The organism is Moorena sp. SIO1G6 (assembly GCF_010672795.1).
Classification (GTDB): Bacteria; Cyanobacteriota; Cyanobacteriia; order Cyanobacteriales; family Coleofasciculaceae; genus Moorena; species Moorena producens.
Map to the genome: position 1 here is coordinate 1 of NZ_JAAHFZ010000103.1, position 10,999 is coordinate 10,999.

A 10,999-nucleotide genomic window follows, 5' to 3' on the forward strand; every position below is an offset into this window, starting at 1 on the left:
TAGGGGTCGGGTTTGCACCGCCATCCAGATGAACAGTTATAACTTTTGGGGTTGTCCCCGCGAGTTACCTAAGTCATACCCCTCCTGGTGGGGGAGGCTCCTACTTAGAACAAGCCGCACATCCTCTTGTTTTCGACCTATTATTAGGATAACATCCGTTGCAACAAGTGTCAATACAAAATGAAATATAAAAGATTTGTTGTCAGGCTAACGAATTTTGAAAAACAGCAGTTGCAAGAAGAGGCAGATTGGCCGTAGGCCACGCTACGCGAACGCAGGGGCATGACTTGCTCCGAGCTACTTAGGAGTTTCATAGCTCGTCTCCCTGTCCCGAAAGACTCTGTGCAAAATTCCTCTCACACTCATGCTACGCATTGAGGTGTGAGAGGAATTTTGCCGGAAGCTGAAAGTGAATCTTGAATGATACAGATAGTATAGTTTGAGTATGCTAAAAAAAGTTAAGTAAGGCAAGAGGCAAGAGGCAAAGGTTTATTTGGGAAACTCTTAAATTCTTAAATAAGAAACTAGGCTGATTACCTCTTTAGTCCTTAACTAGCTTGTCATTCCCTCAAAAGTGAACTGCTGACAGCGTTCCAAAAATCGAAGGGGAACCCTCAGACAACTACCCCAATGGAGATGAACATAGGAAGCATGGAGCTGATACACTTGCCACCCTTCAACTCCAACCTTTCTCTGGTGATATCCCCGTAACTCAAACAAGGGATTGGAGGGCATGACTGTTAAGTGGGAGCGATGAAATTCATGTCCCCAAACCGTCGCTCCAGCAGGTAACAACGGTCCATCGACCAAAGCAGTTGCCTGTCGATATCCTAAAGTAAGGGATTTTCCCATCACCGTAACAGTAGGTAATACCCCTACCATTGACCAAGATTTCCCGTCAAAATCTGTAATCTGCTCCCCTAAATACATCAATCCGCCACACTCAGCATAAGTGGGCATTCCTGACTCTATCGCTATTCTTACTGACTCTCGCGCACTAGTATTTTCGGCGAGTTGCTCAGCAAACACTTCTGGAAAACCACCACCAAAATACATCCCTTTTACATCAGCAGGTAAAGTCGTATCGGTGAGGGGACTCCAATACACTAACTCCGCTCCTAGCTGTTCCAAACTATCGAGATTGTCTTGGTAATAGAAACTAAAAGCGCGATCGCATGCTATAGCAATTCGGATTAGGGCAGGTTGCTGGTTAGTAGAGGTTACAGGTTGCAGGTTAGTAGAGGTTACAGGTTGCGGGTTATTTGGTTGCAGGTTAGTAGAGGTTACAGGTTGCAGGTTATTAGAGGTTACAGGTTGCAGGTTATTTGGTTGCAGGTTGTCTAGAGAACCTTGGCCAATAGGCCACGCTTTCGGCAAAGCCGTTCGCGTAGCGTGGCCAAAGGCCTCCGCTGCGCGAACGCGAACAACCTCTAACCGGCCAACATTCAACTCAGAGTTAAGCTCTAACCTGTTAACCTTCAACTCAGAAAAACCTTGGCCTATTGGCCACGCTTCGCGAACAACCTGTAACCTACTAACCTTCAACTCTGAGTCAAGATGCTCCCAATTAAAGCAACTCTGTCCTAGATCAGCAAGTCGGTTAATCAAAGCATCCAGTTGAGTAATTTCAGCAGTAGGTATCAAGCCCAAATGCCGATCGGGAATAGTTATATTATCCTGACGCTGTAGCTCTCCTAATACAGGAATGTGTAATGGTTCGAGAGCATCCTTGAGCAATTCCAAATGCCGTGAGCTTCCGACTCGATTCAATACTACTCCAGCTATGGTAATCCTGGGATCCAAGGATTGATAGCCATATGCGATCGCAGCCACGGAACGAGATAACCGAGAGCAATCCAACACTAATAACACTGGTACGTCTAACAACCGTGCTACATGAGCTGTGCTGGCAAAATCATCTTTTCCTGATGCTCCATCAAATAACCCCATCACCCCTTCAATCAGGGCATAATCTACTCCCTGGCAATGGCGATAAAAGCACTCTTTAACATAATCTTCACAGGTTAATACTGGGTCTAAATTCCGACAAGGACGTCCAGTAACCCGCTGATGAAACATGGGGTCAATGTAATCCGGACCGACTTTAAAGGATTGAATTTTATAGTTACACTTGGATAAATACGATAATAGGGCGAGCGTAACTGTTGTTTTGCCCACCCCACTACGTTCACCAGCGATGATTAAAGCCATTGAATAGTTGAAGGTTTAAGGTTTTAAGGTTAAAGTTTATGATCTCAAAATTGAACGTGCAACTTGTTAACCTTCAACGCTTTTGTGAAACCTTCAACTTGTTACCGTCAAATTCAAAATTTCCTTGGTCACTGCCATACTTTCTTCGTATAGCATCTCCCTACCCCAGCGTTGTAATTGCTGAGAGAGCAAAAACTCTGTCTTCTGGTCAAACAAGGGCGATACCTGCTGAATGCGGCAAGACTGAGCCCCACCACCAGCTTCCATCCGCATACAACCTGTGGTTTGTGAACACAACACAGTGCAGCAATCAGCTTGCAGGTTGGTCGAACCCAAGCGCAGGCTAATCAAATCACCTGCCACATCTCCGACATCAGCTACGGGGATAGCTGCCAATTCTGCTTCTACAGGTTGCTGGTTGGGTCTGATAAATTTAACACGCCGCAGGTCGTAATCCCCACCTTCTTTGAGATCAGACGTGGGAAGCCATTCTAAGCGAGACGCTAACCAACTGAGAAACATCAGTGCTTGAGCCTCATTCCCTTTTTCGTAATCAATGGTAACTTGATCAACTTCGTAGATTGCCCCACGACGTTCTGGTGGATCAAATGCTTCTGCGGTTAACTCTTGCCATGCTGCCAACCGTGCCCAATTTAGGTCAGCCACTGGTGTGCCCTGATTGATCAGCTCACACATTTGTGATAACTGTTCCTCTGGATTGGTAAAGCTACTTGAGTCAACAATGACGGTATTACTTAGCCCTGCTAACCGTTGGAACAACCCATGCTCAGGATCAGGAGTTCCCTTCCACCAGAGGAATTTCGGCAGTTCTGCTAACATCAATTCCGAAATGACACCGCTAATCCGTTCCAAAGCAGCAGCGGTGCCAGTTAGAGTGATGTATTCACAACATATTAATGTACTCTGGCTTTGCTTTTGAATGGGGCAAGAGGCAGATACCTGAGCCTTAACCCCTTCATCTTCCCCGGCAATAGGACAAAGGGCAATAATGCGACAGGGGTTAGAGGCTGCGATCGCATCGGCAATTCCAAATCCTTCTAAATCACCGGAATACTGTAGATTCTTCTGTCTCTGTCCCTTCTGGAGAGATTCATTGTATTCCTCCCGTAGTTTTGCCTTAGTCGCCTCATCTGCTTTACCAGTTCTTGCCAATCCGTAGGCTTTCTGTGCTGCCTTGAGAGCAGCGACCATGCGTGGACCTAGGATACCATCGATTGGACCAGAATAATATCCCAGTGCTGCTAATAGCTGCTGGGTTTCTTCGGGTTCATAAACCACTAAACTAAAGGTGGTTGCCCTGATCGCACTGGGAGAGTCACCGTTTTCACCATAGCTTTGCCAAATTTGACGCAGTTCCGCTTCAATTTCACCCAAGGAAACATCTTTGGGAGGTTGTATCGAAAGCACCGGAGGAGATTGTGTAGCCATAGCAATTCACTTGTTTTTTGTCAATAGTCATTACTTACTAGTCATTAGTCAGTAGTCACTAGTCAATAGTCACTACTGACTAACTAACTTAAAGTCTGCGCCAGCGACGTCCATCTCGATTAATTAGGTGTTCGGCTTCCTTCGGTTCCCAAGTTCCTGCTTCATACTGAGGTATGGATGCTGGATCAGCCGGACCATCCCAAGCTGCCAAGGCTGGTGTCACTACCCGCCAGGCTTCTTCCACTTCATCAGCACGGGTAAACAAGGTTTGATCCCCTAACATACAGTCAAGTAACAGCCGATTATAGGCATCAGCGGTTGCCACGCCAAAGGAAGAACCGTAGCTAAAGTCCATATCTACAGTGCGGGTGCGCAAATCTGGTCCTGGCCGTTTTGCCTCAAAACGCAGAGAAATTCCCTCATTGGGCTGCAAGCGCAGGGTTAAGACATTCGGGCTAGTCTGCTGAGCCGCAGATTTAAAAATCATTAAGGGAACTTTACGAAACTGAATTGAGATCTCACTGACTTTCTTCGGCAGTCGTTTACCCGTGCGGAGGTAAAAGGGCACTCCTTGCCAGCGCCAGTTATCAATCAGTAGCTTGAGGGCGACGTAGGTGGGGGTAGTGGAATTGGGGTCAACCCCTTTCTCTTCGCGATACCCAGGCACTTGTTTGCCTTTCATCCAACCTGCTGAATACTGACCCCGCACTGCTGAATTTTCTAGATTATGAATATCTGCCAGGTGAGTAGCTTGAATCACCTTGACCTTTTCAGTACGGATACTGTCAGCGTCCAGAGCATTGGGAGCTTCCATGGCCGTTAGGCAAAATAGCTGCATCAAATGGTTCTGCACCATATCCCGCAGTGCGCCGGATTTGTCGTAGTAACCTGCCCGTTCTTCTACCCCTACCGATTCGGCTACGGTAATCTGGATATGGTCAACAAACTGGCGATTCCACAGGGGCTCAAAGATAGCATTACCAAAGCGGAACACTAACAGATTCTGAACAGTTTCTTTACCCAGATAGTGGTCAATGCGATAAATTTGCTCTTCCTTGCAAACTTTTTGTACCACCCGGTTGAGAGATTGAGCTGAACTTAAATCCTTCCCGAAGGGTTTTTCAATTACCAAGCGCTGCTTTACTGGGTCAGTCAGCATTCCCGCTGCCCCCAATTGCTGGATGGCTTCTGTAAAGAATCTGGGAGCTACGGCTAAATAAAATACCCGGTTTCCCCGTGTTCCCCGTCTACCATCGAGTTCTGCCAAGAAAGCTTTCAGCTTCTGGTAACTTTCCGGTTTATCCATGTCACCGGAACAGTAGAACAGGCCATCGGCAAAGTCTTGCCACAACTCCTCCGATTGAATCCCGTCGGAAAATTCTTCGATTCCCTCCCGCATTTGTTCCCGGAAGTAGTCATGAGTCCAATCTCGACGGGCAACACCAACGATGGTAATTTCTGGTGGTAGCCGTCGTTCTCGTTTAAGCTGGTAAAGTGCTGGTACAAGCTTGCGTTTAGTCAAATCTCCGGACGCGCCATAAATCACCATAATCAATGGTTCTGGCGTGCGCTCCTGTTGCAAGCCCACTCTTAAGGGATTTTCTAACAGAGTAACCATCTTTGCCTATTGAAGGTGATCAGGGTCAAGGGTAAAGCTTAAAGGTTATTTTTGCCCAGGGGTCTGGTTTAGGGTAGGTTGAAGGTTGAACGCGACGCGCGTGCCTATTGGCCAAGGTTAAGACTTTACATTAGCTTTCTATCGAAGCCATTTTGTCACCCGACAACCTTCAACCTAAATTAACTGGAAACCTTAAACGTCTTCTATTACACCGTAGCCAATAGTTTGACTTTGCTTTCTAAAGATGATATTAAGGAATCAAAGGGCTTAACAAATTTAACGATCCCTTCATCAAGCAATTCATCCATAACTTGGCTGAGATTGATATTGACATCAGGATCGTTTAGAGAGTTGATGGTTTGGTAAGCTTCTTCAACACCTGTCTCAATCCGACTTTCTGGGGAACAGTGATCGGCACAAGCTTCGATAGTATTGGGAGGCAGGGTGTTGACAGTATTCGGTCCAATGAGTTCATCGACGTACATCACATCGCTGTAGGCAGGGTTTTTGGTGCTGGTGCTTGCCCACAATAACCGTTGTACCTGTGCCCCTTTTGCTGATAGAGCTTTCCAGCGATCGCTTTGGATAATTTCTTTGTACTTCTGGTAGGCAATTTTAGCATTAGCGATCGCAACTTTGCCTTCGATTCCCTTTAGCTTCGCTGTCAAATTCGGGTCATCGCTCGCCGCACTTTTTTCCTCCAATTTTGCATCCACTTTGCTATCAATGCGGCTGAGGAAGAAACTAGCTACAGAAGCAATCTTGCTAATATCTTTCCCTTCTGCCGCTCGTTTTTCCAAACCCCGGATATAAGCCCAGAATGTCTCAACGTAGCTTTCTACAGAGAAGAGCAAGGTGACATTAACGTTGATGCCTTCACTGATAGCTTGCTCTACTGCGGGTAACCCTTCTGGGGTACCGGGAATCTTAATCATCACGTTTTCCCTACCAATAGCTTGGTAATAGCGTTGGGCTTCGGAAATCGTGCTTTGAGTATCTTTGGCGATAGTGGGTGGGACTTCAATGCTGACGTAACCATCTAAGCCATTGGTTTGGTCGTAGACAGGTTTGAAGATATCACAAGCATTAGAAATGTCTTCAAATACCAAGGTTTCGTAAATTTCCATCACCGACTTCTCGGCACGAATACCGGCTTCGATATCTGCATCGTAGATGGCATTGCCTGCGATCGCTTTTTCAAAAATTGCTGGGTTTGAGGTAATCCCACAAATTCCCCGGGTTTTAATCAGTTCTTTTAGTTCTCCAGACTCAATCAGCGTGCGGCTGAGATTATCCATCCAGATACTCTGACCATAATTTTGTTCAATCTGAAAAATCGGATTCTCGGCTGTCGTTGTCATTGCTTAGCTCCTTACTTGTTATTTGTCAAGGGTTTACAGTTATTTGGTTGTTCGCCTTTGGCATTCCCTTAGGGTAGGTTGGTTGGTTGGTTGAAGGTTGGTTGGTTGAAGGTTGGTTGGTTGAAGGTTGGTTGGTTGAAGGTTGGTTGGTTGAAGGTTGGTTGGTTGAAGGTTGGTTGGTTGAAGGTTGGTTGGTTGAAGGTTGGTTGGTTGAACGCGATCGCGTGGCCTTTTGGCCAAGGTTGTTCGCCTTGGGGTTCGGTGTAGGGTTAGTTGGTTGGTTGAAAGTTATTGGCTTGACTATTGGCTTGACGGTTGGTTGGAGTGGGGTAAAGCCTTTCTCAAAGAGTAGCCGTCGCCTTACCCCAAAGGATAAACCGAAGGGTAGGGAGGTTTTCAAAGCCACCTTCAACCGGTTAACCTTCAACCGCTTAACCTTCAACCGCTTAACCTTCAACCAGTTAACCTTCAACCGCTTAACCTTCAACCGGTTAACCTTCAACCAGTTAACCTTCAACCGGTTAACCTTCAACCAGTTAACCTTCAACCGGTTAACCCTGATCTACGTGCCCTGCCACTTCCAACTTTTCTTGCGCCTGCCTTGCTTTTTCCTCAATAAAGGACTTAACCAAAGCTACATCCTCTTTGCTGCCAATAATTAATGGAGTACGAGCATGGAGGGTTTTTGGCACAACCTCCAAAATGTTTTCAGTACCTGTACTGGCAGCGCCTCCGGCTTGTTCTATCAAAAAGGCTAGGGGAGAAGATTCGTATAGTAGACGCAACTTCCCTTCTGGTTTCTTAACAGTACCGGGATAAAGGAAGACACCACCCTGATGCAAGATGCGGTGAAAATCTCCCACTAATGCCCCACCATAGCGAGCAGTATAGCCTTCATGGCGATGGACATAGCGAATATAGTCCCTTATTGATTCTTCCCACTGCCAGAAGTTTCCTTCATTGGTGCTATACACTGGGCCATGTTCTGGCACCTTAATGTTTTCCTTCGACAGGATAAACTCTCCCAAACTTGGGTCGAGGGTGAAGACATGAACACCCGTACCGATGGAATACACCAGCATTGTGCTCGGACCATAGAGAACGTAGCCAGCAGCAATTTGCTTATGCCCGTTTTGCAGAAGATCACGGGCTTCCCCGTCTAGATCCTCTCCTTCTTGCTTACGAATCGAAAAAATCGAACCAACATTCAAGTTGGTGTCGATATTGGAGGAACCATCAATGGGGTCATATAGCAGAGTGTAACGTCCAATTGGGCAATTTTCCGGGATATAGTAGGGTTTTTCCATTTCCTCGGATGCCAAGCGACAGACGAGACCACTTTGCTTAAATACCGAGATGAAGACATCATTGGCATAGAGATCCATCCTTTTGACAGATTCACCCTGCACATTGACTTCACCCGTGAATCCTAACACCCCTTCCATCAAACCAGCTCGGCTCAAGCGTTGAGAAATTAGCTTGGCAGCTAGGGCTATGCGATTCATGAGGGCACTGAGGTCTTGTGCCTCCATGGAAAAACTTTGGAGTTGCTCGAAAACGTGACGGGATAACGTTTTACAATCCCGATCCAGGGCTCTTTCTTGAGTTCTAGGTTCAGCTACCTCTGCCATAATTTTTGTCCTCCCTAGGTCTTAGGGCACTTGGTTTGTCAGAGATGTTGGTGTTCGCGTAGCGTGGCCTATTGGCCATCGGAAGAGTACCGATTGGCCCAGTGCCTAGTCCTCTTCACTTTCTATCTTAGGAAGGCATTTTTAATGATGCTTAATAACTTTAGAAGAAATACAGAAATCAAATCTTCACACCATTTTTATTGTCTAATAGCCTATACCTGAGGTCAAATTGATGTGAACATAGGCATTGCAACCTTAAACGGAGATTATGGGAGAAACTAAACGCATTGGCATTCTCACCAGTGGTGGAGATTGTGCTGGTCTCAATGCGGTGATTCGAGCTGTGACTCACCGAGCTGTGGCTACTTACAACTGGGAGGTGCTTGGCATCTGTCGGGCTACTCAGGGGTTGATGCAAAATCCTCCTCAAGCGATTAACCTAACTTTGGACAAGGTTGATCGCATCTTGACTATGGGTGGTACAATGCTTGGCACTACTAACAAAGGCGACCCCTTTGCTTTTCCGATGCCAGATGGTACGCTATGCGATCGCAGCGCTGATATTGCTGATGGCTATCACCAACTGGGTCTAGACGCTCTCATTGGTATTGGGGGCGATGGCAGTTTGGCGATTTTGCGCAAACTTGCCCAACAAGGGGGGATGAAATTGGTAGGTATACCCAAGACTATCGATAATGACGTTGCCATTACCGAGCGCTCTATTGGGTTTGACACTGCCGTTAACATTGCCACCGAAGCTCTAGATCGCTTACACTTCACAGCGGCTAGCCATGACCGGGTGATGATTTTGGAAGTGATGGGGCGTGATGCTGGTCACATTGCTATCAGTGCTGGCATTGCAGGAGGGGCTGACGTTATTCTGATTCCAGAAATTCCTTATACCCTTAACAATGTCTGCCATAAAATTAAGCAACTTCAGGAGCAGGGGCGAAACTTCTGTTTAATCGTAGTTTCCGAGGCGGTTCGCACTGCAAGCGGTGAGGTGCTTCAGAGTAATGTGGGGTTTGGTGAATGTCGATTAGGTGGCATTGGCCAATATCTAGCCCAAGAGATTTGTAATTCGATTGGAGCGGAAACGCGAGTGACAGTTCTTGGACACACCCAGCGGGGTGCCACTCCTTCACCCCTTGATCGCTTAATTGCCTCAGCCTTTGGTGTGGCAGCAGTTGACTTAATCGCCAATGAACAATATGACCGGATGGTGACATGGCAATATCGCCAGGTGGTGAGTGTACCGATTGAGGAAACGATTAAGCATTATCAAGCTGTGAATCCTAACGGAACTTTGGTGAGAACCGCTAGAGGATTGGGTATTTGTCTAGGAGATTAGAGTGTATTTAAGATTATGAACGTTTTAAGTACATGAATCGTGTTGACTGTTGACTGGTACTGGTCAACGGTCAACGGTCAATGGTCAAATTCTGAACACTTAATCAGTCGTACCAATTAGATGTTCAACAGCTTATTACCAACTACCAGGAATTGCGCCGTTGAGTGTTACGATTATTGTTTTCCCGAGGTCTGGCTTTATTGACCCTGATTCTACGTCCCATCCACTCAGCACCATCCAAGCTTTCTATAGCTGAGTCTTCTTGATCTGATTCTGTCATTTCCACAAAGGCAAACCCGCGCATTTTGCCGGTTTCACGGTCTGTGGGCATAACAACTCGTTTAACGGTGCCGTAGTCTCCAAAAACTGTTTTTAAGTCGTCTTCGGTGGCTTGATAGGACAGGTTTCCGACGTAAATGGTCATGTCGATCGATGAGGCAGAACATAGAACTAAAGTTCAGAGGCACAGAAGAACGGAGTACAACGTATTTTGGTTGCTCACGGTCATGTCTGAGGAACCAGTGGTAAATTTCGACAGTGGCCAACCACCCCAGGGGGGGGAAGCAAAATCAAAATTTTACCAAAGGAATCCACTGAACTTGTGAATACCGTTTCATGATAGCTCACTTACGGGATTATCAGTGGTTGTCTAGTTGACAGTATTTCATAATTCATCAAAAAAATGTATTGGGGTAGTGCTTAAGCACCAATTAGACCCCAAATAACCAGGCTAAATATAGTTGAATTAGCTCTTAATCAATGGAAATAGACTGCGGACCTTTATTTTTATCATTTTCGCTTGTGTTATGACCATCTTTGTATATCTCAGAGCCATTTTGAGCCTCTAACCAACTCTTGAGAGGATCATCTGAGAGATTCAGGCGGAACACTCCTGAAAAAAATCCGCCCAAAAAAGCGACAGGCTGCTGAGTAAATTCTTCAAAAATTGGTGTCAGTTCATTGAGGAACATGAGTTGATCTCCTGGTGCTGGTTGTGCTGCCAATAGTTGTATGAGTGATTAGATTAGACATCTCCAAAAATTAACCTCAAACCCTTGCACTGCCTGGGTCAAAACCGAGTGTCTGGAGATGTCTATTGGGATTCTAATTGGGATTCTAACGTTTATTGACACTCCCCATGCCTAGAAGGCAGGGGATTCTTGGCTCACAGACCCGTCTTGCGTGGGCCAGCCGGAACCAGGAAGAGTAGAGGACAGATCTCCCCAAGCGTTTTATTAGAGTCGATGTCCCCTATTAAGGGGAGCACCTCTCCTTCAAATCCGTACGTGAAGGTTTCCCCTCATACGGCTCCTGGATATCCTGGCCTTTCGGTCTGCTCCCATGGATGTATTGGTGACAACTTTGATGTACTGCCATC

General features: G+C 46.3%; 9 protein-coding genes. 1 reads left to right on the forward strand and 8 read right to left on the reverse strand.

Features of this window, described 5'->3' with window-relative positions:
- Nucleotides 1-552: 552 nt before the first annotated feature.
- The 6 genes from F6K63_RS35365 to fbp form a co-directional block, all read right to left on the reverse strand.
- On the reverse strand, nt 553-2,211 hold the full coding sequence (locus F6K63_RS35365) for a cobyrinic acid a,c-diamide synthase CobB (RefSeq protein ID WP_287314791.1): 1,659 nt from the start codon (nt 2,209-2,211) through the stop codon (nt 553-555).
- 93 nt (nt 2,212-2,304) lie between these two features.
- Complete coding sequence (gene opcA / locus F6K63_RS35370) at nt 2,305-3,660, reverse strand: glucose-6-phosphate dehydrogenase assembly protein OpcA (protein ID WP_008187995.1); 1,356 nt, start codon at nt 3,658-3,660, stop codon at nt 2,305-2,307.
- 88 nt (nt 3,661-3,748) lie between these two features.
- Nucleotides 3,749-5,278 (reverse strand): glucose-6-phosphate dehydrogenase, encoded by a 1,530-nt coding sequence (gene zwf / locus F6K63_RS35375; RefSeq protein ID WP_008187994.1) that lies wholly within the window; start codon nt 5,276-5,278, stop codon nt 3,749-3,751.
- Between the two features lie 206 nt (nt 5,279-5,484).
- Nucleotides 5,485-6,639 carry a transaldolase gene (gene tal / locus F6K63_RS35380; RefSeq protein WP_287314793.1) on the reverse strand — a complete coding sequence of 385 codons (1,155 nt, stop codon included), beginning with the start codon at nt 6,637-6,639 and terminating at the stop codon, nt 5,485-5,487.
- A 25-nt stretch (nt 6,640-6,664) separates the two neighbouring features.
- Nucleotides 6,665-7,186, reverse strand: a complete 522-nt coding sequence (locus F6K63_RS35385; protein ID WP_287314795.1) for a hypothetical protein — start codon at nt 7,184-7,186, stop codon at nt 6,665-6,667.
- 4 nt (nt 7,187-7,190) lie between these two features.
- Entirely contained in the window at nt 7,191-8,270 is a 1,080-nt protein-coding gene (gene fbp / locus F6K63_RS35390; RefSeq protein ID WP_287314796.1) for a class 1 fructose-bisphosphatase, read from the reverse strand.
- A 268-nt stretch (nt 8,271-8,538) separates the two neighbouring features.
- Here fbp and F6K63_RS35395 point away from each other — a divergent pair, with 268 nt between their 5' ends.
- Nucleotides 8,539-9,621 carry an ATP-dependent 6-phosphofructokinase gene (locus tag F6K63_RS35395; RefSeq protein ID WP_008187990.1) on the forward strand — a complete coding sequence of 361 codons (1,083 nt, stop codon included), beginning with the start codon at nt 8,539-8,541 and terminating at the stop codon, nt 9,619-9,621.
- Nucleotides 9,622-9,763: 142 nt separating this feature from the next.
- Here F6K63_RS35395 and rbp read toward each other — a convergent pair whose 3' ends face one another.
- Nucleotides 9,764-10,045 carry an RNA-binding regulator gene (gene rbp, locus F6K63_RS35400; protein WP_008187989.1) on the reverse strand — a complete coding sequence of 94 codons (282 nt, stop codon included), beginning with the start codon at nt 10,043-10,045 and terminating at the stop codon, nt 9,764-9,766.
- A 328-nt stretch (nt 10,046-10,373) separates the two neighbouring features.
- Nucleotides 10,374-10,592: a ssl0294 family protein gene (locus F6K63_RS35405; protein WP_044494637.1), complete on the reverse strand. Its 219-nt coding sequence runs from the start codon at nt 10,590-10,592 to the stop codon at nt 10,374-10,376.
- Nucleotides 10,593-10,999: the final 407 nt, after the last annotated feature.

What these genes read in the sequence shown, in the direction of transcription:
- tal (WP_287314793.1), bottom strand. Translation starts at nt 6,639, where the DNA reads ATGACAACGACAGCCGAGAATCCGATTTTTCAGATTGAACAAAATTAT.
- zwf (WP_008187994.1), bottom strand. Translation starts at nt 5,278, where the DNA reads ATGGTTACTCTGTTAGAAAATCCCTTAAGAGTGGGCTTGCAACAGGAG.
- opcA (WP_008187995.1), bottom strand. Translation starts at nt 3,660, where the DNA reads ATGGCTACACAATCTCCTCCGGTGCTTTCGATACAACCTCCCAAAGAT.
- fbp (WP_287314796.1), bottom strand. Translation starts at nt 8,270, where the DNA reads ATGGCAGAGGTAGCTGAACCTAGAACTCAAGAAAGAGCCCTGGATCGG.
- F6K63_RS35395 (WP_008187990.1), top strand. Translation starts at nt 8,539, where the DNA reads ATGGGAGAAACTAAACGCATTGGCATTCTCACCAGTGGTGGAGATTGT.
- rbp (WP_008187989.1), bottom strand. Translation starts at nt 10,045, where the DNA reads ATGACCATTTACGTCGGAAACCTGTCCTATCAAGCCACCGAAGACGAC.
- F6K63_RS35405 (WP_044494637.1), bottom strand. Translation starts at nt 10,592, where the DNA reads ATGTTCCTCAATGAACTGACACCAATTTTTGAAGAATTTACTCAGCAG.
- F6K63_RS35365 (WP_287314791.1), bottom strand. Translation starts at nt 2,211, where the DNA reads ATGGCTTTAATCATCGCTGGTGAACGTAGTGGGGTGGGCAAAACAACA.